This is a genomic window from Roseovarius sp. MMSF_3359 (assembly GCF_030733385.1).
Lineage (GTDB): Bacteria > Pseudomonadota > Alphaproteobacteria > Rhodobacterales > Rhodobacteraceae > Roseovarius.
The window spans coordinates 395,059-418,647 of record NZ_JASHJC010000001.1; the positions used below are offsets into that span (position 1 = coordinate 395,059).

Annotated in this window: 23 protein-coding genes and 1 tRNA gene; 14 read left to right on the forward strand and 10 right to left on the reverse strand. The window is 61.7% G+C overall.

Annotation, left to right across the window (positions count from 1 at the left end; genetic code table 11):
• Both RBB29_RS02025 and RBB29_RS02030 read left to right on the forward strand, forming a co-directional pair.
• Positions 1–1,224, forward strand: a complete 1,224-nt coding sequence (locus RBB29_RS02025) for an ABC transporter permease (protein ID WP_306113479.1) — start codon at positions 1–3, stop codon at positions 1,222–1,224.
• Positions 1,225–1,226: 2 nt separating this feature from the next.
• Positions 1,227–2,909, forward strand: coding sequence for an ABC transporter ATP-binding protein (locus RBB29_RS02030; RefSeq protein ID WP_306113480.1), 1,683 nt, complete (start codon positions 1,227–1,229; stop codon positions 2,907–2,909).
• Between the two features lie 546 nt (positions 2,910–3,455).
• On the opposite strand, the gene RBB29_RS02035 is transcribed toward RBB29_RS02030, so the two are convergent.
• A complete protein-coding gene (locus RBB29_RS02035) occupies positions 3,456–3,731 on the reverse strand; it encodes a hypothetical protein (protein WP_306113481.1) in 276 nt (91 codons plus the stop codon).
• Positions 3,732–3,828: 97 nt separating this feature from the next.
• Here RBB29_RS02035 and RBB29_RS02040 point away from each other — a divergent pair, with 97 nt between their 5' ends.
• The gene (locus tag RBB29_RS02040) at positions 3,829–4,305 is read left to right on the forward strand and encodes a hypothetical protein (protein ID WP_306113482.1); all 477 of its coding nucleotides are present in this window, start codon (positions 3,829–3,831) and stop codon (positions 4,303–4,305) included.
• A 65-nt stretch (positions 4,306–4,370) separates the two neighbouring features.
• Here RBB29_RS02040 and RBB29_RS02045 read toward each other — a convergent pair.
• Together RBB29_RS02045 and carB are read right to left on the reverse strand one after the other, a co-directional pair.
• Positions 4,371–4,444: transfer RNA gene (locus tag RBB29_RS02045), tRNA-Gly, on the reverse strand.
• 49 nt (positions 4,445–4,493) lie between these two features.
• Positions 4,494–7,793, reverse strand: coding sequence for a carbamoyl-phosphate synthase large subunit (gene carB, locus RBB29_RS02050; protein ID WP_306113483.1), 3,300 nt, complete (start codon positions 7,791–7,793; stop codon positions 4,494–4,496).
• A 209-nt stretch (positions 7,794–8,002) separates the two neighbouring features.
• Between carB and RBB29_RS02055 the strand changes: the two genes are divergently transcribed.
• The 6 genes from RBB29_RS02055 (at position 8,003) to RBB29_RS02080 (ending at position 15,101) form a co-directional block, all read left to right on the forward strand.
• Positions 8,003–9,127: an aminodeoxychorismate synthase component I gene (locus RBB29_RS02055; protein ID WP_306113484.1), complete on the forward strand. Its 1,125-nt coding sequence runs from the start codon at positions 8,003–8,005 to the stop codon at positions 9,125–9,127.
• On the forward strand, positions 9,082–9,726 hold the full coding sequence (locus RBB29_RS02060; RefSeq protein WP_306113485.1) for an aminotransferase class IV family protein: 645 nt from the start codon (positions 9,082–9,084) through the stop codon (positions 9,724–9,726). Before RBB29_RS02055 ends, RBB29_RS02060 begins: the two co-directional genes overlap by 46 nt.
• A gap of 99 nt (positions 9,727–9,825) precedes the next feature.
• Entirely contained in the window at positions 9,826–11,601 is a 1,776-nt protein-coding gene (aspS, locus tag RBB29_RS02065; protein ID WP_306113535.1) for an aspartate--tRNA ligase, read from the forward strand.
• A 94-nt stretch (positions 11,602–11,695) separates the two neighbouring features.
• Positions 11,696–13,081: a DUF1800 family protein gene (locus RBB29_RS02070; RefSeq protein ID WP_306113486.1), complete on the forward strand. Its 1,386-nt coding sequence runs from the start codon at positions 11,696–11,698 to the stop codon at positions 13,079–13,081.
• Between the two features lie 13 nt (positions 13,082–13,094).
• Complete coding sequence (locus RBB29_RS02075; protein WP_306113487.1) at positions 13,095–14,321, forward strand: DUF1501 domain-containing protein; 1,227 nt, start codon at positions 13,095–13,097, stop codon at positions 14,319–14,321.
• 63 nt (positions 14,322–14,384) lie between these two features.
• Complete coding sequence (locus RBB29_RS02080; RefSeq protein WP_306113488.1) at positions 14,385–15,101, forward strand: GNAT family N-acetyltransferase; 717 nt, start codon at positions 14,385–14,387, stop codon at positions 15,099–15,101.
• Positions 15,102–15,163: 62 nt separating this feature from the next.
• Here RBB29_RS02080 and RBB29_RS02085 read toward each other — a convergent pair whose 3' ends face one another.
• Positions 15,164–15,880, reverse strand: coding sequence for a response regulator (locus RBB29_RS02085; protein WP_306113489.1), 717 nt, complete (start codon positions 15,878–15,880; stop codon positions 15,164–15,166).
• A gap of 151 nt (positions 15,881–16,031) precedes the next feature.
• Here RBB29_RS02085 and mce point away from each other — a divergent pair, with 151 nt between their 5' ends.
• Entirely contained in the window at positions 16,032–16,436 is a 405-nt protein-coding gene (gene mce / locus RBB29_RS02090) for a methylmalonyl-CoA epimerase (RefSeq protein ID WP_306113490.1), read from the forward strand.
• Positions 16,436–16,708, forward strand: coding sequence for a DUF1467 family protein (locus RBB29_RS02095; protein ID WP_306113491.1), 273 nt, complete (start codon positions 16,436–16,438; stop codon positions 16,706–16,708). The genes mce and RBB29_RS02095 overlap by 1 nt, the downstream gene beginning before the upstream one ends.
• Before the next feature lie 398 nt (positions 16,709–17,106).
• Here RBB29_RS02095 and RBB29_RS02100 read toward each other — a convergent pair whose 3' ends face one another.
• The 3 genes from RBB29_RS02100 to RBB29_RS02110 all read right to left on the reverse strand — a co-directional run bounded on the left by RBB29_RS02100 (position 17,107) and on the right by RBB29_RS02110 (position 18,822).
• The gene (locus RBB29_RS02100) at positions 17,107–17,817 is read right to left on the reverse strand and encodes an EI24 domain-containing protein (protein WP_306113492.1); all 711 of its coding nucleotides are present in this window, start codon (positions 17,815–17,817) and stop codon (positions 17,107–17,109) included.
• Positions 17,814–18,392: a nitroreductase gene (locus tag RBB29_RS02105; protein WP_306113493.1), complete on the reverse strand. Its 579-nt coding sequence runs from the start codon at positions 18,390–18,392 to the stop codon at positions 17,814–17,816. Before RBB29_RS02105 ends, RBB29_RS02100 begins: the two co-directional genes overlap by 4 nt.
• 190 nt (positions 18,393–18,582) lie before the next feature.
• Positions 18,583–18,822, reverse strand: a complete 240-nt coding sequence (locus RBB29_RS02110) for a hypothetical protein (RefSeq protein WP_306113494.1) — start codon at positions 18,820–18,822, stop codon at positions 18,583–18,585.
• Between the two features lie 120 nt (positions 18,823–18,942).
• Here RBB29_RS02110 and RBB29_RS02115 point away from each other — a divergent pair, with 120 nt between their 5' ends.
• From RBB29_RS02115 to RBB29_RS02125, 3 genes are all read left to right on the forward strand, one after another.
• Positions 18,943–19,653, forward strand: coding sequence for a M48 family metallopeptidase (locus tag RBB29_RS02115; protein WP_306113495.1), 711 nt, complete (start codon positions 18,943–18,945; stop codon positions 19,651–19,653).
• On the forward strand, positions 19,653–20,006 hold the full coding sequence (locus RBB29_RS02120; RefSeq protein ID WP_306113496.1) for a YigZ family protein: 354 nt from the start codon (positions 19,653–19,655) through the stop codon (positions 20,004–20,006). Before RBB29_RS02115 ends, RBB29_RS02120 begins: the two co-directional genes overlap by 1 nt.
• Before the next feature lie 107 nt (positions 20,007–20,113).
• On the forward strand, positions 20,114–20,380 hold the full coding sequence (locus RBB29_RS02125; RefSeq protein ID WP_306113497.1) for a DUF6455 family protein: 267 nt from the start codon (positions 20,114–20,116) through the stop codon (positions 20,378–20,380).
• A gap of 21 nt (positions 20,381–20,401) precedes the next feature.
• On the opposite strand, the gene RBB29_RS02130 is transcribed toward RBB29_RS02125, so the two are convergent.
• The 3 genes from RBB29_RS02130 to rimO all read right to left on the reverse strand — a co-directional run bounded on the left by RBB29_RS02130 (position 20,402) and on the right by rimO (position 23,550).
• On the reverse strand, positions 20,402–21,043 hold the full coding sequence (locus RBB29_RS02130) for a hemolysin III family protein (protein WP_306113498.1): 642 nt from the start codon (positions 21,041–21,043) through the stop codon (positions 20,402–20,404).
• 279 nt (positions 21,044–21,322) lie between these two features.
• On the reverse strand, positions 21,323–22,081 hold the full coding sequence (locus tag RBB29_RS02135) for a DUF1444 family protein (protein ID WP_306121096.1): 759 nt from the start codon (positions 22,079–22,081) through the stop codon (positions 21,323–21,325).
• A 98-nt stretch (positions 22,082–22,179) separates the two neighbouring features.
• Positions 22,180–23,550 carry a 30S ribosomal protein S12 methylthiotransferase RimO gene (gene rimO, locus RBB29_RS02140; RefSeq protein ID WP_306113500.1) on the reverse strand — a complete coding sequence of 457 codons (1,371 nt, stop codon included), beginning with the start codon at positions 23,548–23,550 and terminating at the stop codon, positions 22,180–22,182.
• Between the last annotated feature and the right edge of the window lie 39 nt (positions 23,551–23,589).

The window sequence follows — 23,589 nt, forward strand, 5'->3', positions numbered from 1 at the left end:
ATGAGTCTATTCGTAATCGGCTACTACACCCTGCTTCTGGTGGTGTCCTGCCTCGCGGCCTATTTCAACAAGCGGCAGGTCTTCCTGCTCGCCTTCTCGCTGACGCTGGTCTCCTTCATCCTGGGGATCGTCGGCGGCACGGGCGCGCTCAAGGCGGTGGCCATCTGCGCGGGTCTTCTGGGCCTCACGGCGATGGTGTCCTACGCCTTCCGCGAGTTCCTGATCCAGATGGCGGAAAGCAACGTGGGCATGTCCTTCTCGAACAACCCGCCGGTGATGTATGTCTGCCTGATCGCACCGATCATCTACTGCATCCTGGCCTGGCTGCTCGGGTGGCGCTTCGGTGAGTTTGCCTTCGCGCTCATCATCATCGTGATCCTCCTGATCGCGATGAAGACGGAAACCGCCAAGGAACTGCGCACTGCGCCTCTGACGGCGGCGTTCGGGATGTTTGTCATCTTCACCTACGCGATCGCGGGCATCTTCGCGCCCTACATCGCGCCTCATGGTGAGGCCGAGGTGATCTCCTCCGCCTTCGCACCCGCGGATGCGGAGATGCTTCTGGGCGCGGACCAGTTGGGTCGTGATATGTTCAGCCGGATCGTCTTCGGCGCACGTAACTCGGTCGGGCTCGCCTTGACCGCCACTGTCGCGGCCTTCGTGCTTGGTGCCGGTGCCGGTCTTCTGGCGGCCACCAAGGGCGGCTGGTTCGATCAGTTCATGGGCCGGGTGGCGGACGTCATCATGTCGATCCCGTCGCTGATCTTCGCGCTTCTGATGCTGTCGATCTTCGGCCCCTCGACGCCGGTCATCATCTGTGCCGTCGCGATCATCTACGCGCCGCGCGTCTTCCGCCTGACAAGGGCGGTCGCGGGCAACGTGGTGGTGATGGACTATATCGAAGCGGCCAAGCTGCGCGGTGAAGGTACAGGCTACCTGATCCGCCGCGAGATCCTGCCCAACTCGACCGCCCCGCTGGTGGCCGAATTCGGTCTGGAATTCTGCTTCGTGTTCCTGCTCGTCGCGGGTCTGTCGTTCCTGGGTCTGGGCATCCAGCCTCCGACGGCGGACTGGGGATCCATGGTGCGTGAAAACGCGACCCTGATCTCGTTCGGCGACATCACACCGCTTATCCCGGCGGCGGCCATTGCGCTGCTGACGGTTGCGGTCAACTTCGTGGTTGACTGGATGCTGTTCCGGTCCTCCGGTCTGAAGGAGCAATAATTATGTCGAAGAAAAAAGAAGTTCTTCTGAAGATCCGGGACCTGAAGATTCAGGGCTACTCGGATGAAACCTGGGTCGACATCATCAAGGGTGTCGACCTGACCCTCCACCGCGGCGAGGTGATGGGCCTGATCGGGGAATCCGGCGCGGGCAAATCCACCATCGGCGCGGCGGCGATGGGCTATGCACGGGACGGGACGCGCATCACCGAAGGCTCCAAGATCGAGTTCGACGGGATGGAGCTGACCACCGCCACCGAAGGTGAGAAACGCGCGTTGCGCGGCTCTCGTATCGCTTATGTGGCGCAATCGGCGGCGGCGTCCTTCAACCCGGCGCATAAGATCATCGACCAGCACACCGAGGCGCCGTTGCACTATCGCATCCAGAAGCGCATGGAAGCGCAGGAAGACGCGATGGACCTCTACGAGCGGCTGCGGCTGCCGAACCCGAAGGAAATCGGTTTCCGGTATCCGCACCAGGTCTCGGGGGGGCAGTTGCAGCGGGCGATGACCGCGATGGCCATGTCCTGCCGGCCGGACCTCATCATCTTTGATGAGCCGACAACCGCGCTTGACGTGACCACGCAGATCGAGGTTCTGGCCGCGATCCGTGATATCGTGGATCAGTTCAACACGGCGGCGCTCTACATCACTCATGACCTCGCGGTCGTGGCGCAGATGGCCGACACGATCAAGGTGCTGCTCAAGGGCAACGAGGTCGAAGAAGCCTCGACCGAGGAGATGCTGAACAACCCCAAGGAGGATTACACCAAATCCCTCTGGGCGGTGCGCAGCTTCGAAAGCCCGCAGCGGCAACGGCCCAAGGACACGGTGCCGCTCATCTCGGTCAAGAATGTGGATGCGGCCTATACCGGTGGCCCCAAGATCCTCGACGACGTCTCCTTCGACATCTACGAGGGGATGACCGTCGCGGTGGTGGGCGAATCCGGCTCGGGCAAATCGACGACTGCACGGGTCATCACCGGCCTCCTGCCGCCCTCCAAGGGGGAGGTGCTGTTCAAGGGCGAGCCATTCCCGCACGATTACCGAAATCGCGACCGCGATCAGCTCAGGCAATGTCAGATGATTTATCAGATGGCCGATACCGCGCTGAACCCCAAGGTCAAGATTTCCGAGATCATCGGACGACCGGCGCAGTTCTATTCCGGCCTGCACGGGGCGGACCTCAAGAACCGGGTGGACGAGCTACTGGACCTGATCGAACTTGATCCGTCCAAGTTCTACAACCGCTATCCGCCGGAGCTTTCCGGGGGGCAGAAACAGCGGATCGGGATTGCCCGGGCGCTGGCGGCGAACCCGACCTTCATCGTCTGTGACGAGGTCACATCGGCGCTGGACCAACTGGTCGCCGAAGGCATCCTGCGGCTTCTGGACAGGCTCCAGAACGAGCTGAACCTGGCCTACATGTTCATCACCCATGACCTTGCGACCGTGCGGTCGATTGCCGATGAGGTGATCGTGATGCAGCAGGGCAGGGTGGTCGAACAGGGGCCAAAGGACGATATGTTCACGCCGCCGCACCATCCCTATACCGACCTGTTGCTCAGCTCGGTTCCGGAGATGGATCCCAACTGGTTGACCACGCTGCTCGAAGAGCGCGGCATCGACAACCTCGGGGACGCCGCGGCTGCGCAGATCGACCCAAACGATCCCAAGGTCCAGTGAGCGCATAGCGCACCGGAGATCAGAAACGATGGAACGGCGGGTGGCAGGACCACTGGCCGTTTCTTTGTTCAGAGAATGGCCATCGCCGACAGGACCATCGTGCCCACGATCAGCGCGTAGACAACCACCACAGCCTGCCAAGTGGCACTGTGCATCCTGAGTTCGCGGATGAGTTCGTCACGGTTCATGGTGTACCTCCGTTTCATCGGAAGGGAACGCCCTGTCACGGTTCCTGTTGAGAAAAGCAAGCGCCGCATGGCATGTCCACCATCGGCGCTTTGTCGTTTATTGCTTGTCCTCTGGGCCTGTCGGCCCCAAGTGGATCAGACGATTGCCATCGCCGAGACAACGAATGTCCCAAAGAGCGTGGCATATACGATGAACACAGCCGGAAAAGTGGCGCTGTGCATGCGAAGTTCGCGGTTCAGTTCGTCGCGGGTCATGAAGGCCTCCTAAAGCTGACGTTATCGGTTTCACAGGACACCCTGTGTTCTCCTCCCAGATAGGCAAAAAATTCTGTTACGCAATACAAAAATGCTTAAAAACCTATGTTGATTTTGCATGGGAGCCGGTCGCATTGTGCATAACTTGTAAATGCTCTTTAAGGCATTGAAAGTAAATGAAAATAATTAGCGGAATTTTGCATATCACCTGTTCGTAAGAATTGTTTACAGGGTGGAAACAGCCGGTTCTGCCCGGATGTGGCCATTTTGCACCGTTTTCTACCCTGCCATGGCGGTCCGGGGGGCATGGTGGAGCAATCAGAGTCGCCTGGCAGACACCGGTGTAATCGCTGAATCCTGCAAGTTTTTCGGTTGACATGTTGATCCCCTGTCAACCTATGGGGGCTAGGACCTCACGGGGAAAAACCGCCTTCCTTGAAAGCGGCCTCTGACGGCAGAAAAGGAAATACCACGAAATGAAAACCTCCCTGATACTCTTCGCACCGGTGCTGCTCCTGCTTGCCGCCTGCGGGACAACCGCTACCCAAGACGCCAAGATACCGCGACTGCCCGAAGACGCTCCCAAGGCCGCCTTCACCTATCAGACGGAGAGCCTGCTGCGCGGTGTCCGCGGGTCCTACAACACCGTGCCAAGCGGGCGGGCGGCGGCCATCCTGCGTGTAACCTACACGCTGGAATGCCTGAAAGGTGGTAAACCGAGTGCCGCGCAACATTATGCTGCCGCCAAGAAAATCATCGACGATACGTTCAAGGTCGCCCCGATCTATTTTGACAACCCGCGGGAGCGCGGCGCCTGGAACCGGAGCGCCAAACGCGCGGTGATCGCCAAGACCGGCTGCCAGGTCACCGGCGTTCGGGACGAGGTGAAGACCAAGGATGCCCGTCAGGTCCTGCTCTTTATCCTGCAAAACAAGGTATTGCCACCAAAGTAACCGGCCATGTCGCCCGCCACGAGAGGTGTGGTCGTCGCGCAAATCCGCCGGAATGTGCGAGGCCGTGGAGCGGGTAGCGGGAATCGAACCCGCAATAACAGCTTGGGAAGCTGCTGTGATACCTTTTCACCATACCCGCCGCGTCGTTTGGGATATCACCGCGCGGCGCTGCAGTTCAAGCAGTTTCCTCAGGCAGCAGAGCCTTGCAGAGGCATGACTTTGATCTCCCCCTCCTGGCGCGCCTGCATGGCCTGGGCGGCGGCGTGGGCGGCGGCGGCGGTGGTGTAGTAGGGGATCTTGTCATAGAGCGCGACGGAGCGGATTTCGCGGCTGTCCTGCACGGCTTGCGCGCCCTCGGTCGTGTTCATCACGAGGCTGATCTGCCCGTCTTTGAGCATATCCACCACATCCGGGCGACCCTCGTAGACCTTGTTCACCACCTCGCAGGCGATCTCTTGCCCCTCAAGGAAGGCCGCAGTGCCCCGCGTGGCGACAATGGCAAAGCCGAGATCGACCAGCATCCGCGCGGTTTCGACCAGTTGCGGTGTCTTGTCGTCATCCTTGATCGAAAAGAACACCTTGCCACCCTCGGGAAGCTGCGTGCCCGCGCCAAGCTGCGCCTTGAGGAAGGCACGGGGGAAGCTGACATCCCAGCCCATCACCTCGCCGGTCGAGCGCATTTCGGGCCCGAGGATGGTATCGACGCCAGGGAAGCGGGCGAAGGGCATGACCGCCTCCTTGACGGAGAACCACGGCATGTTCGGGTCGGCCAGCGTCATCTGATCGGCCATTGGCAGGGTGCCGGGTTTGGCATCGGCAGGGTAGGCACCACGGAACTTGAAATCGCTCAGTTTTTCACCGGCCATGAGGCGTGCGGCGATGGAGGCGATGGCACTGTCAGTGGCCTTCGCCACGAAGGGCACGGTGCGCGAGGCGCGTGGGTTGACTTCGATCAGGTAGATTACATCGTCCTTGACCGCGAATTGGACATTCATCAGGCCGACCACGTTCAACGCCCGTGCGAGGGCTTCGGTCTGGCGGTTGATTTCGGCGATCACGTCTTTCGACAGCGAATAGGGCGGGATCGAGCAGGCGCTGTCGCCGGAATGCACACCCGCCTCTTCGATATGCTGCATGATGCCGGTGATGTGGACGTTTTCGCCGTCGCAGAGCGCATCCACATCGCATTCGATTGCGCCCGAGAGGTAGCCATCGAGCAGCACCGGGCTGTCGCCCGAGACCACCACGGCCTCGGCGATATAGCGTTCAAGCTGCGCCATGTCGCGGACGATTTCCATCGCGCGACCACCCAGCACGTAGGAGGGGCGGATGACCAGCGGGAAGCCAATTTCCTCGGCGATGGCCAGCGCCTGCGCATCGGTGGAAGCGATGCCGTTATTGGGCTGTTTCAGCTCCAGTTGGTTCACAAGCGCCTGGAATCGCTCGCGGTCTTCGGCTAGGTCGATCGCGTCAGGCGACGTGCCCAGGATCGGGATGCCTTCGCCTTCGAGCGCATTGGCGAGTTTCAGCGGCGTCTGCCCGCCGAATTGTACAATCACGCCGTGGAGCGTGCCGTTTTCCTGCTCGACCCGCAGGATTTCCATCACATGTTCAAAGCTGAGCGGTTCGAAGTAAAGCCGGTCGGAGGTGTCATAATCGGTGCTGACCGTTTCCGGGTTGCAGTTGATCATGATGGTCTCATAACCCGCCTTGGTCAGCGCATAGCAGGCGTGACAGCAGCAATAATCGAACTCGATCCCCTGGCCGATCCGGTTCGGACCACCGCCCAGGATGACAACCTTCTTGCGATCCGAAGGCCGCGCCTCGCATTCCACTTCGCCCATCATCGGGGCCTCATAAGTCGAATACATGTACGGCGTCTGCGCCTCGAACTCGGCGGCGCAGGTGTCGATGCGTTTGAAGACGGCGGTCACGCCCTGTGCGTGGCGGGCGCGGCGCACATCGGCCTCGGTAAACCCGGTGAGTTTCGCCAGACGCGCATCGGTAAAGCCCAGCATCTTGAGCGCGCGCAGGCCCGCCTCATCGGTAGGCAACCCGTTGGTGCGCACATCCTCCTCGGCGGTGACGATCTCGCGGATACGGGCCAGGAACCACGGGTCAAAAGCGGTGGCGGCCTGGATTTCATCGTCGGTAAGACCGTGGCGCATCGCCTGGGCAATCACCCGGATACGATCCGGGGTCTGACGGCTGAGCGCCTTGACAACGGCGGCCTTGTCCGGCGCGCCGTCAATCGTGATTTCGTCAAACCCGGTGAGGCCGGTTTCCATCGAGGCCAGCGCCTTTTGCAGCGACTCGTGGATCGTGCGGCCAATCGCCATCGCCTCGCCCACGGATTTCATCGCGGTGGTCAGATAGGGCTCGGAGCCCGGGAATTTCTCGAAGGCGAAACGCGGGATCTTGGTGACCACATAGTCAATCGTCGGCTCGAACGACGCGGGTGTCACCTTGGTGATGTCATTGTCGAGCTCATCGAGCGTATAGCCGACGGCCAGCTTGGCGGCGATCTTGGCAATCGGGAAACCCGTGGCCTTGGACGCGAGCGCCGAGGAACGCGAAACCCGCGGGTTCATCTCGATCACCACCATGCGGCCATCTTCGGGGTTGATCGCCCATTGCACGTTTGATCCGCCGGTCTCGACCCCGATCTCGCGCAGCACGGCAATCGAGCCGTTGCGCATGATCTGGTATTCCTTGTCGGTCAGCGTCAGGGCAGGGGCCACGGTGATCGAGTCGCCCGTATGCACGCCCATCGGATCGACGTTTTCGATGGCGCAGACGATGATCGCATTGTCCGCTTTGTCGCGGACAACCTCCATCTCGTATTCTTTCCAGCCCAAGAGGCTCTCGTCGATCAAGATCTGTGTGACGGGTGAGGCATCAAGGCCCGACTTGCAGAAATGCTCGTAATCGTCGCGGTTATAGGCCACGCCGCCACCGGTGCCACCGAGGGTAAACGCAGGCCGGATGATCGCGGGCAGGCCGATTTCATCGAGGGCCGCCATGCATTCTTCCATCGTGTTGGCGATGGTGGCCTTGGGATTTTCGATGTTGAGCCGATTCATCGCCTCGCGGAAAAGCTTGCGGTCTTCGGCCATTTCGATGGCCTCACGGTTGGCGCCGATAAGCTCCACGCCGAACTTCTCCAGCACGCCCATATCCGCCACCGCCAGCGCGGTGTTCAGTCCCGTCTGCCCGCCCATGGTCGGCAGAAGCGCATCGGGGCGTTCCTTTTCGATGATGCGGGCGACGACCTCGGGCGTGATCGGCTCGATATAGGTCGCATCGGCCAGTTCCGGGTCGGTCATGATCGTGGCCGGGTTGGAGTTGACCAGAATGACGCGGTAGCCCTCTTCGCGCAGCGCCTTGCAGGCCTGTGCGCCGGAGTAGTCGAACTCGCATGCCTGGCCGATAACAATGGGTCCCGCCCCGATTATCATGATGGACGAGATGTCAGTTCTTTTCGGCATGGTGATCCCCAGAGCAACGGCAGCTAGATCGGCGTATGCCAAGGCCCGCATACGCAAATTGTTGGGGGTTATAGCCATGATCCGGCGCGGCGCAAGGGGGGCTTCGGGGCCGATCGCAAATCCGGCCAAAAAGGACGCTTTTTAGGGTGTCATTCCGGGCGTTGGGGGCTAGATACGAAGGCCAGACCAGCGGCAGAGGACCCCGCCCCGTGCAGATTCGTTTCGATCATGGCCCCGATGGCGCCGCGTGCAGCTTCGCGCGGGCAGAGCGGTTGATCGTCGCTGAGACGCCGGAAGAGGTGCCCGCGGCATTGGCGGCACTGGATGAGGCGCGCGCCGACGGGCGGTGGGTTGCGGGGTATGCGACCTATGAGCTTGGCTACGTGCTGGAGCCGAAGCTGGCCCCGCTCCTGCCGCCGGATCGCCGGCTGCCGCTCTTGCAATTCGGGGTCTATGACTGGCCCTCGATTGCCGATGCGTTGCAGCCGGGGGATGTGGCATTGGACGGATTTGCGCCGGGATGGGACGCGGCGAGGTATGCTTCTGGGTTCCAGGCTGTGCACGATTACATCTGCGCCGGTGATATCTACCAGGCCAACCTCACCTTTCCGATTGCGCTTGAGGCGCGCGGGACGCCTGCCGCGCTCTATCATGCGCTTGACCGTATACAGCCCGTGCGTTTCGGCGCGATGATCGAACAGGACGGGCAGCCCGCGATCCTGTCGCGTTCGCCTGAATTGTTTTTCCGCACCGATACGCGGGGGCGGATCGAAACCCGCCCGATGAAGGGCACGATGCCGCGCAGCGAGGACACCGCCGAGGATGCCCGCCACCGGTTTTTCCTGCAAACCGACGAGAAGAACCGGGCCGAGAACCTGATGATCGTCGATCTTTTGCGCAACGACCTGTCGCGGATCAGCGAGCCGGGCAGTGTCGAGGTGCCGGAGCTGTTTTCCGTCGAAACCTACGAGACGGTGCACCAGATGACCTCGCTCATTACCGGGCAGATGGTCGACGGGACCGGGCTCGGCGACATCTTCCGCGCGCTCTTCCCCTGTGGATCGATCACCGGTGCGCCGAAAGTACGCGCCATGGAGATCTTGCGCGAGCTGGAACCCGATCCGCGTGAGATCTATTGCGGCACCATCGGCTGGGCCGCGCCCGACGGCCGGTCGGAATTCAACGTGGCCATTCGCACCCTGATGGTCGAGGATGGCCGCGCCACGCTCAACGTCGGTGGCGGACTGGTCTATGACAGCACGGCCGAAGCCGAATACGAGGAGGCCCTGTGGAAAGCCCGCTTCGCCCGCCGCCTGACCCCGGATTTCGCCTGATCGAAACCTTCCGGTGGGAGCCGGGCAAGGGGATCATCCGCCGGAACAAGCATCTGGCGCGGCTGACGCGCAGCGCAGCGGCATTTGGAATTGACCTCCAAGGGGTTAATGCGGCCCTGGACCGCCTGTCCGGGTCAACGCCTCTGCGGGTCCGCCTGACGGTCGATGCCGCGGGCAGGGCGGAGGTCACCACCGCAGCTTTTGCGCCGCTGCCGGAAGGCACGGTCTGGCGCATTGCCATCGCGCCGGAGCGGCTTGCCGCTGGCGACCCCTGGTTGCGGGTCAAGACCACGCAGAGGCATCTTTACGACACGGCGCGTGCCAGTTTGCCGGAAGGTGTGGACGAGTTCATCTTTCTCAACGAACGTGCGGAACTCTGCGATGGGACCATCACCAACCTCTTTGCCCGGATTGGTCCGGACCTCATGACGCCACCGGTGTCCTGCGGGCTTTTGCCGGGCGTGTTGCGTGAAGTGTTGCTGTCAGAGGGCCGTGCGATCGAACGCACGCTCACCACCGATGACCTGTCCAATGCCACCGCGCTTTATGTGGGCAATTCCCTGCGCGGGTTGATTCCGGCGCGACTTGTCCATCTCTGACCGGTTATCCGGCGCGCGGCCCCTTGACTTTGCCCCATAGGCAAGGTGTATCGGCGCAACCCAATGCCAGCGGTCCCCGAGGGGCCAGATGAGGACGTCATGCACAGCTATCGCAGCCATACCTGCGCCGAACTGAACAAATCCAATGTGGGCGAGACCGTGCGCCTGTCGGGCTGGGTGCACCGCATCCGCGACCATGGCGGCGTTCTCTTTGTCGATCTGCGCGACCATTACGGGATGACGCAGGTTCTGTGCGACCCCGATAGCCCGGTATTTGCCGAGGTCGAGAAGCTGCGCAGCGAATGGTGTGTGCGCATCGATGGTGAGGTCAAGGCGCGGGACGAAAGCCTTGTGAACGCCAAGATTCCCACCGGCGAGATCGAAGTCTTCATCCGCGATATGGAGGTGCTGGGCAGCGCCGGGGAATTGCCGTTGATCGTCTTTGGCGATCAGGAATACCCCGAGGAAACCCGCCTGCGCTATCGTTACCTCGACCTGCGCCGTGAGGCGATGCAGGAGAACATGAAACTGCGCTCCGACGTGGTGGCCTCGATCCGTCGCCGGATGTGGGATACCGGTTTCCGCGAGTACCAGACGCCGATCATCACCGCGTCCTCGCCCGAAGGCGCACGCGACTTCCTGGTGCCGTCGCGGCTCCATCCCGGCAAGTTCTATGCGCTGCCGCAGGCACCGCAGCTTTTCAAGCAGCTTATCATGGTCTCGGGCTTCGACCGCTATTTCCAGATCGCGCCCTGTTTCCGCGACGAGGACCCCCGCGCCGACCGGTCGCCCACGGATTTCTATCAGCTCGACATGGAGATGTCGTTCGTCGAGCAGCAGGACGTGTTCGACACGATCCAGCCGGTGATCTCGGGCATTTTCGAAGAGTTCGGCGGGGGCCGGAAAGTCGATGCCGAGTGGCCGCAGATCTCCTACGCCGATGCCGCCATGTGGTATGGCACCGACAAGCCCGACCTGCGCAACCCGATCAAGATGCAGGATGTCAGTGAGCATTTCCGCGGGTCCGGCTTCGCGATCTTCGCCAAACTGCTGGAGCAGGACGGCACGCAGATCCGCGCCATCCCTGCGCCGACGGGCGGCAGCCGCAAATTCTGCGACCGGATGAATGCGTTTGCGCAGAAAGAGGGCCTGCCGGGGATGGGGTATATCTTCTGGCGCGATCAGGGCGAGGGGATGGAGGCCGCAGGGCCGCTGGCCAAGAATATCGGGCCTGAGCGGACCGAGGCGATCCGCCAGCAATTGGGCCTCGACGTGGGCGACGCAGCGTTCTTCCTAGGCGGCAAACCCGCCGCGTTCGAGACCGTTGCGGGCAAGGCGCGGACCGTGATCGGCGAGGAGTTGAACCTGACCGACAAGGATCGCTTCGCCTTCGCCTGGATCGTCGATTTCCCGATGTACGAGGCGGACGAGGAAACAGGCAAAGTCGATTTCAGCCACAACCCGTTTTCCATGCCCCAAGGGGGTCTCGACGCGCTCAGTGGCGAGCCGCTGAACGTGCTGGGCTATCAATATGACCTCGCCTGCAACGGCTACGAACTGGTCTCGGGCGCGATCCGGAACCACAAGCTCGACATCATGATCAAGGCGTTCGAACTGGCGGGGTACGGCGAGGACGAGGTGCACAAGCGTTTCGGCGGGCTGGTCAATGCCTTCCAATACGGCGCCCCGCCCCACGGAGGGTGTGCCGCGGGGATCGACCGGATCGTGATGCTGCTGGCGGATGAGGCCAATATCCGCGAGGTCATCATGTTCCCGATGAACCAGCGCGCCGAAGACCTGATGATGAACGCGCCGAGCGACCCCACAAGCGATCAGTTGATGGAACTGAGCCTGCGCGTGATCCCGCAGGATTGACCCGAGGCGCCTTTTTGCCCGGCCAACCGACGGAATATGCACTTTGCTGCGTATGATGGTATGGTTGGCGGGTAGAAAGTGATGGTGCCTCAGGATGTTTGATCCCGAACATGCGGAAATCCGGTTTGGTTGTGGCCTGTCCCCGCGCATCGCCCCGGTGGCGTCGGTGCCGGATATGCTGGCGCGGCTCAAAGGGCCCGACACCGCCGCCCGGCGTTTCGACATTCCGAGCCTTGAGGCGTTCCGCCCCGAGGCCCTCAAATTCAAGGCATTGCAGGACGCTTTCTACTTTACCAAGAACCCGGCCGAAAAGGCCGAGGCCAAGAAGGCGTTCCAGGCCGGCTCGAAGGTAATGCGCCATCAGGCTTATCGCTGGTTCGGCCAGATGATCCTGCGCCGGGCGCTGGGCGAGGACGGGATGCGCGAGCGGCTGATGGCTTTCTGGGCCGATCACTTTACCGCGCAGGGGCGCGATATCATCTCGCGCACCGTGCAGATCATCTATGTCGAAGAGGCGATCCGCCCGCATGTGTCGGGCCGGTTTGCCGATATGCTGAAGGCGGCGATCACCCATCCCCTGATGCTGATCTATCTCGATCAGCACCGCTCCATCGGCCCCAACAGCCGGGCCGCCAAGCGAAAGCCCGAGAAGAAACGCGGGCTGAACGAGAATCTCGCGCGGGAGCTTCTGGAGCTGCACACGCTTGGCGTCGGCGGGCCGTATACGCAGGATGATGTCCGGCAACTGGCCGAATTGCTGACCGGCCTGCGGTTCACCGTCGAGGACGGGTTTGTCTTTGTCCCCGCCCGGGCGGAGCCGGGGGCCGAGACCATCCTGGGCAAGAGTTATGGCGGGGACACACCGGCGCTGTCGGACATTCATGCCGTGCTGGAGGATCTGGCGGCGCATCCGGCCACGGCCAGACACCTCGTGCAGAAACTTGCGGTGCATTTTGTCTCCGACACGCCCGATCCGGCCTTGGTTGATGCCATGACCGCGCGCTACCGCGACACCGGCGGCGATCTGCACGAGGTCTATGCCGAGATGCTCAACCACCCCGCCGCATGGGATTTTACGCGCCGAAATGTCAAGCAACCGATTGATTTCATGGGGTCATCCCTGCGCGCGCTGGATATCTCCCCGCGCCATGTTCAAAGGGTGCGGCCGGGCAAGATCCTGGTCAACCTGGTGACGCCGCTGACGCTGATGGGGCAGCAATGGGCGCGGGCGCCGGGGCCGGATGGCTGGCCCGAGGAAGACGCCCAATGGATCACGCCGCAACGTCTGGCAGCGCGTCTGCAATGGGCGATGGACGTCCCGTTCCGGCTGCGCCGGGTGTTGCCGGATCCACGGGATTTCGTGGGGACGGCGCTGGGCCGTGATGCACCCGAGGCGGTACGTTTTGCCGCCAGTGCCGCCGAGAACCGGGCCGAGGGGGTGGGGCTTGTCCTCGCCTCGCCCGCGTTTCAGCGGATGTGAGGAGGGTTTGAGCATGAAATCGCGATCCCGGCGCAACTTCCTATCCAACGGGCTGGCGCTTGGCTGTTCCCTCGCCGCAAGCCCGCTCTTCACCCCGATGACATTCGCCAGCGCCCCGTGGGAAAACCGGCTGGTGGTTATCATCCTGCGCGGCGGGATGGATGGGCTGGACGTGGTTCGCCCGGTCGGCGCGCCCGAGTTTGCTGACCTGCGCGCCCATGCCCTTGATGATGGCGGGCATGACCTTGACGGCTTCTTTGCCCTGCATCCGGCCTTGGGGGGGCTCATGCCGCTCTGGCAGGAGGGTGATCTGGGCTTTGTCCATGCGGTCTCGACCCCTTATCGCGACAAACGCAGCCATTTCGACGGGCAGGACATTCTTGAGGCCGGGTCCGGCGAAGCGTCCGCAGGCCGTATTCGCGATGGCTGGCTCAACCGCCTGCTGCAAAACGTGCCGGGCGCCCATGCCGAGACCGCCTATGCGATTGGCCGGGCCGACATGTTGCTGACCCGCGGCGCGGCGCGGATTGCCGATTGGTCGCCCGATGCCGCCCTGTCGCTCAGCCCGCAGGCAGAGCGACTACTTGAGACCGTCATGCATGACGATCCGCTGTTTCGCGATGCGGTCACCGAGGCACTGACGCTGTCCGCGGCCGATGTTGCGGAAGCCAATGGCCAGGATGAGAGTGACGATGGCGACACGATGGGCGGCATGCAGAACATGATGCAAAAGGCGCGGTCGGGCGCGCGGCCGGAAACCATTGCCAGTTTCGCGGCGAAGCGCCTGAGAGGGGATACCCGGATCGCGGCCTTCTCCCTCAACGGGTTTGATACCCATGCCCGGCAGCGGGCCGGGCTGCCTCGCGCCCTGGACCAACTCCAGAAGGCCATTCTGACGTTAAAACAAGAGCTTGGCCCGGTCTGGGGAAAAACCGCCGTGGTCGCGATGACGGAGTTTGGCCGAACGGCTCGGGTCAATGGATCCGGGGGGACAGACCATGGCACGGCGGGGGCCATGGTGCTTGCCGGCGGCGCCGTGCGTGGTGGCCGGGTGGTCAGCGATTGGCCGGGTCTGGACGAGGCCGCGCTCTATAACCGTCGTGACCTGCTGCCGACACGGGATCTGCGGGCGCATACAGGCTGGATGCTGCGCGGGCTTTTCGGCGTCGAGGCGCAGTTGTTGGAAAGCACCGTTTTCCCCGGTCTCGACCTTGGGGGGAACCCCGGCCTGATCCTCTGAAAACGCTTGGCGACGGGCGGAAACCCGGTCTAGGTTGCGGCGCGCAAACATGCCGGAGGCCGCATGACCGAAACAAGCCGACCCGTAGGCCCGATCGTCGAGAACTGGCAGGTGCCGCCCGTGCCTTCTGGCCTGACGCTCGAGGGACGATATGCCCGGCTGGAGCCGCTTTCCGCCGACATCCATGCCGCCCTTCTTTTCAAGGCCTTTGACGGCCATGATTGGGTTTGGGATTACATGCCGTCGGGGCCTTTTGCCTCCTCGGCTCAGTTCCATCGCTGGATGCGCGAGGCGACCGCCGGGGAGGATATCGTCTTTCACGCCATCTATGACCGGGAGCGGCAGGCCTATGGCGGGTTTGCCTCTTACCTCAGGATCAAGCCTGCGGCGGGGTCGATCGAGGTGGGCTTTATCGCCATGTCTCCGCAATTGCAGCGTACCCGTGCCGCGACGGAGGCGATGTTCCTGATGATGAAATGGGCTTTCGAGTCGGGTTACAGGCGTTATGAATGGAAATGTGACGCCTTGAACCGGCCGTCCCGGCGGGCGGCGCAGCGGTTGGGTTTCAGCTATGAGGGGATCTTCCGGCAGGCGACCATCGTCAAGGGACGAAACCGCGACACCGCCTGGTTCGGCATCATCGACAGCGAGTGGCGGGCTTTGGAAGAGGCGTTTCAGCTCTGGCTGGCGCCGTCGAATTTCGATGAGGAGGGCCAGCAACGCGAATCATTGAGCGATCTGACCCGGCTTGTTCGCAAGGCTGACGATCCGGCGCTCTGACCGGCACCCGGAACATTTCGACGTCAAAAAAGAACGGTCGCCCCGGTCTCAAACGCGAAAGGCTAGATGGCGATACGGTCGTTCAGGCGGTCTTGCACGAGCCCGGCCAGCCGGGCGATCTTGTCCGTCCGCGCGGTTTTGTCCGAGAGGCTGCCCTCCAGGTCACTGGTGGCTTCGACCAAGGGACGATCTTCGGCACTGCGTGCCACGCCGCTCAGGAACTGGACTACGTAATCCAGAACCGGCCCCTCCTGATGATCGTCGAGAAGGTTCGCCACATGGCTCATATCGTCGCGATAGGCCATCGGATCAGGGTCGATCACATCCTCGCTCAGAACGCGCGGACCTGACGGGCGCCGGTCAATCGGCAGCTTCTCCAAGATGGCCTGCTGGAATTCGCCCACCGAACTCAGCGGCTTGGAAAGAAATCCGTCCGCCCCTGCGGCCATGGCACTGTCCTTGAGGCTGTCGTCGCCGCTCGTCGCCATGATGACCCCAACCCGGGGATTCGCACTGTTGAGGTCTTCGATCAGATCGGTGCCGGACCCGTCCGGCAGGCCGAGATCGACAATGGCGATGGACGGGCGATAGACCCTGAGGTGTCGCCGCGCCGAGCGCAGGCAATCCGCACGCCGGATCCGTGCACCGCTGCGCAAACACATCAGGCGCAGCGCCTCGCAGGTGAAACGGCTGTCTTCAACGACCAGAACCGTCATCCCCAAAAGGGGGCGATTGCTGGTCGGCGTGCGCATCGGTGGCAGGTCGCTCAATTCATCCATCTTTCAGCTCCTCAGGCGGCTTCGGCCCCAAAAGAATTACGCAAACATGCCTAACGGATGGTTAATCGGCGGATTGCGTCCCTCTGTCGCTTGTCAGGCGCGCCCGGCACCCCCATAACGTCTGCCAAACGCTCTGCAGAAGGAAGTCATCATGATCGGACGCCTCAATCACGTTGCCATCGCCGTTCCGGATCTCGACGCGGCCGCGGCCCAGTATCGCAATGCCCTGGGCGCCAATGTCGGCGCGCCGCAGGACGAACCGGACCACGGCGTCACGGTCATTTTCATCGAATTGCCCAACACCAAGATCGAGCTTCTCTATCCTCTGGGTGATGACAGCCCGATCAATGGTTTCCTGGAAAAGAACCCTGCGGGCGGTATTCACCATGTCTGCTACGAGGTCGAAGACATCATCGCTGCGCGCGATCACCTGCAGGAAACCGGTGCCCGTGTTCTGGGCAGTGGTGAACCCAAGATCGGCGCGCATGGCAAGCCGGTTCTCTTTCTGCACCCGAAGGATTTCAACGGTTGCCTGGTTGAGTTGGAGCAGGTCTGATGGGTATCGCGTCGGGAATTGTCCTCTACCTGGTTTTTTGGTTCATGACCTTCCTTGTGGCGCTGCCGATCCGTATCCAAACCCAGGGCGAGGCCGGAGAGATTGTCCCCGGGACCCATGACGGATCACCGCAGAAACACCACCTGAAGAAAAAGGCGGTGATCACCACCATCGTGGCGGGCGTTTTCTGGGCGATTGCGGCTTACATCATCATCACCGGTACAATCACGGTCCGCGACATCGACATGTTTAACCGCATGGGCGGGTCGTAGGGCCGGTCGTCTAGTTGTGACCTGTGCCAGGACTGCTTTGTGGACTAACCGGACATCCGATAACGAGCCGTGCGATGGCCAGATCGCGGGACGGCGATCAACAGTTGTCAGATGCACCTTATCTTTGCCAAGTCCGAAAAACCAAAATTCGTTGCGCAACCACTCCAAATCGCCAGCCCTTGCGGGCGGTCTGGCGATCGCGCGGCGGCCTGCGGCCTCGATTCCGCGCGGGGATCGAACTCGAACGTCCACAATAGGCTGCAACGGACCCATCTAAAGTCTGCCCTCCACCTTCTTGCCCGAGATGCTTTGGCTGTCAGGGGCGGATCCCTCGACCGGCCAGCGTACGCAGCGCGGCGAACCATAGAAAGTATGCGCTCGAAGTAACCTTGGGCTTCTCAGATGCCCGGAGACCTTCGACCCTTCGCCGCGATCGCATGATAGATATGCGTGAAGGTCGCGGCGCCCAGAATGGGGATGATCAGGTTGACCAGCGGGAGAGAGAGCGGCATCGCCATCAGGATACCCGCCATCCAGATCGTGCCGCGGTTTTCCTTGCGCAGCGCGGTGGCTTTCGTCCGCCCCAAGCGCCGCATCGCGGCTAGTTGAAAATACTCCATGCCCAGCAGATAGCCGTTCAACCCCCAGAAAATGAAGATCGCGGCGGGCGGGATGAGCAGGTAGACAACGATTGCCAGGATGTTGGCCGCAATCAGGATACCAAGAAAGTTCACTGTATCGCGCAGCCCGTCCCAGAACGAGACCTTTGGGGCAGGGGGGAGTTGCGGATAGTGCTTGTCCTCGACCGCCTTTGCTACCTCGTCAAGGAAAAGCGAGGTGATTGCCGAGGCGACAGGTACCATCAGGAACACCGACAGGATCAGCATCAAAAAGAAACTGCTCCAGCCGAGGAGGTCATCGAGCCAGGTGACCGTCCCGATCAGCGGCAATTCGGCGCCGTCACCAACCGCCCATTGCAGGAAACCGAGAAAGGCGGCGTAGACGGCGACCAGCAATGCCAGCGTCAGGCCCACGCCCAGCAGCAGAACCTTGCGAAATCGCGGATCGCCGATCTGCGACAGCGCCTTGAAAAATGCACTGAATATCATGTGTTTATCCAGGAAATGACCTGATCGGCGTCGGGGCGCGGGCGCTCCGGTGGTGGCGAGGTCTCGGTCCCGATATGAATGAAACCTGCGATCCGCTCGTTGGCGGCAAGCGACAGGGCCTGCTTGGCAAAGGTCCGGTCATGACTGGCCCAACCGCTCAGCCAGTTCGCGCCCCAGCCACTGGCGAGTGCCGCGTTGAGCAGGGCGAGGCATACGGCCCCTGCCGAGTAGCTTTGTTCGATAGCGGGGATCTTGGGCGAGGGTTTTTGCACCTCGATCACCGCCACGGCAAGGTCTGCGTTTCCGAACTGGCCCTGCGCCTTGGTGATCTCTTCCGGGGCCCTTCCGAGCCGTGCGCCGGTCTCCGGGATCAGCGCGGCCAATCGTTGCAACGCGGCGCTTTCAAGCACGATGAGCCGCCAGGGTTCGAGCTTGCCGTGATCGGGGCTGCGCAGGGCGGCCTGCAGGATCGGTTTAAGCTCGTCGCGTGTTGGCACCGGGCCGGTCAGGGTCTTTGCCGGTCGCGAGCGGCGGGTCAGGAGAAAGTCCAGCGCGGCGGGGTTGGGATCGGGCATGGTGTCCTCGGGATGGTATGCGTTGCGCTACATGTCGGGGGTCGCACCGCGGACGTCAAGAGCGATTGGCGGCGGGGTCCGTGGCGCCCATGCCGGCGATCTCCCACCGTCGCCCTTCGTCGATAAGAAAGTGGCGGTGTGGTCTCGGGTCGGAACGTTCCATAAATCCGAGAAATGCCCGCTTGCAGGGCTATTTCTTGTTCTGTGCCAGAGAGTAAACCCCCTCCGGCAGGTTCAGCGCCGCCCCAAGATCGCGGAGCTGCGCCATCGACAGGGTGATCTTGTGGGTCTTGTCGTCGCGCGGGTCATATTGCTCGATTGTCACGCATTCCTCGAACGCATTGACGATCACATCCTCTTGCAACGGGGCCGCGCCGTCATCGACAAGCGTCACCACCGTGGCGTCAAATTCATGCTCGATTGAAAACATACCGACACCCTGCCGCGCTCGGCCAGTCTTTGCAAGCGTCGTGACTTTGCAGCAATCGGGGTGGCACCGGCGGCAATCCCTGCTAAACATAGGGGGTCAGTTTGTTGTGAGGATCTCCAGATGCGTTGGATCGCCCTAGCATGCGCCGTTGCCCTGTCGGGCTGTGTTGCAACCACCCAAGCACCGCAACCCACCAAACCCACGCCGACCCGGCAAGCGGCCAAGAAACCCACCGTGCCGAACAAGTCGCAAATGGCGTCCTTCTCGCGCGTTGTCCGCACGATGGAGCCCGTGGCCGAACGTGAATGCCGACGCCGCGCCCGTGGCATGAATTGCGATTTCAAAATTGTCGTGGATGACCGTCCCGGCCAGCCCGCCAACGCCTTCCAGACGCTGGACAAATCCGGCCGCCCGATTCTTGCTTTCAACCTTGCCTTCATTGCCCAGGCCCGTAACCAGCATGAACTGGCCTTCGTCATGGGGCACGAGGCCGCGCACCACATTTCGGGCCATATCGCGCGGCAGCGCCAGAACGCCACCGCCGGCGCCATCCTGCTCGGCGGGATAGCGGCCATCACCGGTGCCGGATCGGGGACGATCAGCTCGGCGCAGGATATCGGGGCGGCCGTGGGCGCGCGCACCTATTCCAAGGATTTCGAGCTTGAAGCCGATGCGCTTGGCACGGTCATTACCAAGCGCGCGGGCTATGACCCGGTCAAGGGCGCGCAATTCTTCACGCAGATCCCCGACCCGGGCAATCGCTTCCTCGGCACGCACCCGCCCAATGCAAAGCGGATGGAGACGGTCATTCGGGTGAACAACAGCCTCTGATGCGCCAACTGACCGGCGTTATCAGTGACCGCGGCTCGAAATATGCCGTCTCGGGCGGTGTTGCGGCTGACCGCGCCGATGTGGACAGATTTCTCAAGACGCTGAAAAAGGACAAGAAGTTCGCGCGGGCCACGCATAATAGTTGGGCCGTGCTGCTCGCCGATGGCACGCCCCTCAAGGGGGACGATGGTGAAGCCGGGGCGGGTATGGTGATCCTGCGGATGCTCGAACGCGAAGACCTTCGCGATCATGTGATCGTCGTGACCCGATGGTATGGCGGGAAGCACCTGGGCGGAGACCGTTTTCGCCATGTGCAGGATTGTGTGCACGCCTACCTCGCCGACGGAAGGTGACCCGCGCCGGTTGACATAGGTCAATGCCCGCTGCTTTCGCGGCGCGGTATCCTCATCTGTGCAACGCTCGTCGTCCCGGGCGTTCCCGGCAAGAGGAGACATGCCGAATGACCAATCAAAAGACACTCCGCCGCCATGCTGAGCTGGTGGACCGCATGGCCACGACGCTGGGCCTTGATCTGGAGGAGCTGGCGATGGCCGGGCAGATCAGGTTCGACACCTTAAGTGACGCTGTTCTGAAGTGCACCGGTTGCTCGAACGCCGAAGGGTGCGCACATTGGCTGTCGATGCAGAAGGGGATTGCCCCCGCGACACCTGACATGTGCTGCAACGCCGATCTGTTTCAGATGTTGAAGGATGGCAAGGCGGTCTGACCCGCAGGTATTTGGCGTGGTTTACCCCGCCACCGCCAGCGCGCTTGAAACCGCGAAAAAGAGGCATGTGGAGGCGATCAGCACAAACCCGTGCCAGATCGCGGTCGCGTAACGCAGCCCTTCCCAGCTATAGAAAATGACCCCGGCGGTGTAGATCAGCCCGCCCGCGACCACGAGGCTGGTGCTGTAGAAGGGGAGTTTTTCGACCAGTGGAATAAAGATCGCGATACCGATCCATCCCAGGGCGACATAGGGAAACCACCCGGTTGTCATCCGGCCCGGCGCAGCGCGCAGTTTGCTGGCGGCACCGGTGAGCGCCAAGGCCCAGACACAGGCCAGCACGACATAGCCGAAGGTCGTGTTCAGCACGACACTGAGCGGGGTAAATGTGCCGGCAATCTTGAAATAGATGGCCGCATGGTCAATCCGGCGCAGGATCGGACGGGCGGGCGTGTAGGCGGCAATATGGTAAACAGCCGAGGCCGTCAGCATCGAGACCAGTGCCGCAGAATAGACGCAGGTGGCCGCGAAAGTCACGCCCGTCATCTGTCCGGAGAAGTTCTTAAAAATGATGCAGACCCCGACCAGCGCCGCAACAACACCCAGCACGTGGATTGCCACATCGGCAATACGCTCTGAACGGGTGTACACTGGATACGACATTACGGGTTACACACTCCTGTTAACACTTTAACGTATAAGTCTCCGTCCAACCTAACAGAATTGTGTCAATATACTGTTTCCGTTACGTCACTCCAATATCGTGACGAAGGTGCAACATATGGTGGTCTTGGCCAGCTCAACATCTATACACGGGTGATCATTAACGAGCCGCGCGCACCCATTGCGCATTCGCGGATTTCATGCCCATTCGCCGTTGTGGTTAACCAATTCCCTTTGCGGATTGATGGACGTGTCCCACCCGCCGGATTGACCTTTGTCTCAGTCAATCACGTTCCAGGCACCATCGCGCCATTCATAAACCAGATCGGAAACCGGGTAGGACAGATCGGGGGAAATATCGGTCAAGAAATCCTTCAGGTACGCCGCGCTCCCTGATTGAGAACTGTCCACGAAAATCACCAGGTCGCGCGCGGGTACGGCCATCATCACCGTTCCGATTTGGTCATCAATCGCCTGCCAAAGCGGTGAGAACGTGACCAGGGAGGATTCGTAGAATCCATCAAGAACCAGGAAGTAAACACGGTCTCCTTCGATCTTGAGGTCCTGATACTTCCGTTCCAGGTTTTCCTGCGCTTTGTGCTGGAGTAAGGCAGCATCCTGACCAAGTTCGGCCGCGTTTTCCTTGGTCAGGTAAGAAACCGACGTTTCACTGTCGATCACATACAGGATGTAACTGTCGCCCAGCGTCCCTGCGACAAATGGATCAGGTGTTTCATCTTCCGGTCCCTGGTGCGCGAGGTAGTCGCGGTGCCGGATCACCGGCAGAAGGCGGTCGAGATCAGCAAGCTCAATGTCCTTGTCGGATTGAATCAGCCCGGACAGGGTTGCCTGAACATGAAAGTCAAAAATGTCCTGACGATCTGCGTCAGTGTCCGCGGTTATCAGTTTCTGGTGCAAGTTGTCAGGAAAGGCGAACACCTCCTCGCCATCCTCAAGCACGATGATCAGCTTGTTTTCCTCCGTGTCGATCGTCGCCGAAGCAACCTCCTCCATCGCGCGGTAGGCCTTCGCCATCATGCGCAGGGTTTCCGCCTGGCTGTCGGGCTTCGTGAGGTCTGCCAAAACAATCGCGGGCCAAAAGATGGCGTAGATCAGGAGGATTGCCAGGTCTTTCTTCACAAGAGACGTCCCCAAAGGTCATACTCCCCGGCCTCGTCCACTTCGACGGTGACAATCTCCCCGACGCGCAAACCTTCGGTGCTGTCGTCGATGAAAAGGTTGCCGTCGATTTCGGGGGCATCGGCCTTGGTGCGACAGGTGGCGATGCCGTCATCGTCGATCTCGTCCACGATCACTTCTTGGACGGAGCCGACCTTGGCGGCAAGTTTCTCCTCCGAAATGGCCTGCGCTTTTGTCATAAACCGATCCCAGCGGTCCTGTTTTACGTCGTCCGGCACATGATCGGGCAACGCGTTCGACCGCGCTCCTTCGACGTTTTCGTATTGAAAACAGCCGACGCGATCCAGTTGCGCCTCGTCCATCCAATCGAGCAGCGTTTGGAATTCAGCTTCAGTTTCCCCGGGATAGCCCACGATGAAGGTGCTGCGCAGGGTGATCTCCGGGCAGATTTCGCGCCAGGCGGCGATTTCGTCCAGTGTCTTGGCCGCCGCTGCGGGGCGGGCCATGCGCCGCAGCGTGTCCGGATGGGCGTGCTGGAACGGAATGTCCAGATAGGGCAGCACCAACCCCTCGGCCATCAAGGGGATAAGCTGCTGCACATGCGGGTAGGGGTAGACGTAGTGCAACCGCACCCAGGCCCCGAGTGAGCCCAGATCCCGCGCCAGATCGGTGATATGGGCGCGGTGGCCGCGGTCCTCGGCATGTTTGATGTCGACACCATAGGCCGAGGTGTCCTGCGAGATCACCAACAGTTCCTTCACGCCGTTTTCAATAAGCTTTTCCGCTTCCCGCATCACCGCATGGGCCGGACGGCTGGCCAATCGGCCGCGCATGTCGGGGATAATGCAGAACTTGCACTTGTGATTACAACCCTCTGAAATCTTGAGGTAACTGTAATGCCTGGGGGTCAGCTTGATCCCCGCTGCCGGCAGTAGGTCGACAAACGGATCCGGGTTGGGCGGGACCGCAGTATGGACCGCATCAAGCACCTGTTCATATTGATGCGGGCCGGTCACGGCGAGCACTTTGGGGTGCGTTCCGGTGATGTATTCGGGCTCGGCACCGAGGCAGCCCGTGACCACCACCCTGCCATTCTCGGCAAGCGCCTCGCCGATGGCTTCAAGGCTTTCGGCCTTCGCGCTGTCGAGAAATCCGCAGGTGTTCACGATCACGGCGTCCGCGCCCGCGTAGTCGGGCGAAATTCCGTAACCCTCGGCCCTGAGCCGCGTGAGGATGCGCTCGCTGTCCACGAGGGCCTTGGGGCAGCCCAGCGAGACCATGCCAATCGTCGGCTGACCCTGACGCGGGGCATCCGAGATACGGGCGCGCGCAAGGTCCGGGCGCAGATCGGGAGGGTTCGTGCTCATGGCACCGGCCTATACAGGGCTGAATTGGGCACGGGAAGG

What these genes read in the sequence shown, in the direction of transcription:
- RBB29_RS02035 (WP_306113481.1), bottom strand. Translation starts at nt 3,731, where the DNA reads ATGTCAACCGAAAAACTTGCAGGATTCAGCGATTACACCGGTGTCTGC.
- RBB29_RS02075 (WP_306113487.1), top strand. Translation starts at nt 13,095, where the DNA reads ATGAAATCGCGATCCCGGCGCAACTTCCTATCCAACGGGCTGGCGCTT.
- rimO (WP_306113500.1), bottom strand. Translation starts at nt 23,550, where the DNA reads ATGAGCACGAACCCTCCCGATCTGCGCCCGGACCTTGCGCGCGCCCGT.
- carB (WP_306113483.1), bottom strand. Translation starts at nt 7,793, where the DNA reads ATGCCGAAAAGAACTGACATCTCGTCCATCATGATAATCGGGGCGGGA.
- RBB29_RS02030 (WP_306113480.1), top strand. Translation starts at nt 1,227, where the DNA reads ATGTCGAAGAAAAAAGAAGTTCTTCTGAAGATCCGGGACCTGAAGATT.
- RBB29_RS02080 (WP_306113488.1), top strand. Translation starts at nt 14,385, where the DNA reads ATGACCGAAACAAGCCGACCCGTAGGCCCGATCGTCGAGAACTGGCAG.
- aspS (WP_306113535.1), top strand. Translation starts at nt 9,826, where the DNA reads ATGCACAGCTATCGCAGCCATACCTGCGCCGAACTGAACAAATCCAAT.
- RBB29_RS02025 (WP_306113479.1), top strand. Translation starts at nt 1, where the DNA reads ATGAGTCTATTCGTAATCGGCTACTACACCCTGCTTCTGGTGGTGTCC.
- RBB29_RS02135 (WP_306121096.1), bottom strand. Translation starts at nt 22,081, where the DNA reads ATGATGGCGAAGGCCTACCGCGCGATGGAGGAGGTTGCTTCGGCGACG.
- RBB29_RS02125 (WP_306113497.1), top strand. Translation starts at nt 20,114, where the DNA reads ATGACCAATCAAAAGACACTCCGCCGCCATGCTGAGCTGGTGGACCGC.
- RBB29_RS02100 (WP_306113492.1), bottom strand. Translation starts at nt 17,817, where the DNA reads ATGATATTCAGTGCATTTTTCAAGGCGCTGTCGCAGATCGGCGATCCG.
- mce (WP_306113490.1), top strand. Translation starts at nt 16,032, where the DNA reads ATGATCGGACGCCTCAATCACGTTGCCATCGCCGTTCCGGATCTCGAC.
- RBB29_RS02115 (WP_306113495.1), top strand. Translation starts at nt 18,943, where the DNA reads ATGCGTTGGATCGCCCTAGCATGCGCCGTTGCCCTGTCGGGCTGTGTT.
- RBB29_RS02120 (WP_306113496.1), top strand. Translation starts at nt 19,653, where the DNA reads ATGCGCCAACTGACCGGCGTTATCAGTGACCGCGGCTCGAAATATGCC.
- RBB29_RS02095 (WP_306113491.1), top strand. Translation starts at nt 16,436, where the DNA reads ATGGGTATCGCGTCGGGAATTGTCCTCTACCTGGTTTTTTGGTTCATG.
- RBB29_RS02040 (WP_306113482.1), top strand. Translation starts at nt 3,829, where the DNA reads ATGAAAACCTCCCTGATACTCTTCGCACCGGTGCTGCTCCTGCTTGCC.
- RBB29_RS02110 (WP_306113494.1), bottom strand. Translation starts at nt 18,822, where the DNA reads ATGTTTTCAATCGAGCATGAATTTGACGCCACGGTGGTGACGCTTGTC.
- RBB29_RS02085 (WP_306113489.1), bottom strand. Translation starts at nt 15,880, where the DNA reads ATGGATGAATTGAGCGACCTGCCACCGATGCGCACGCCGACCAGCAAT.
- RBB29_RS02105 (WP_306113493.1), bottom strand. Translation starts at nt 18,392, where the DNA reads ATGCCCGATCCCAACCCCGCCGCGCTGGACTTTCTCCTGACCCGCCGC.
- RBB29_RS02130 (WP_306113498.1), bottom strand. Translation starts at nt 21,043, where the DNA reads ATGTCGTATCCAGTGTACACCCGTTCAGAGCGTATTGCCGATGTGGCA.
- RBB29_RS02070 (WP_306113486.1), top strand. Translation starts at nt 11,696, where the DNA reads ATGTTTGATCCCGAACATGCGGAAATCCGGTTTGGTTGTGGCCTGTCC.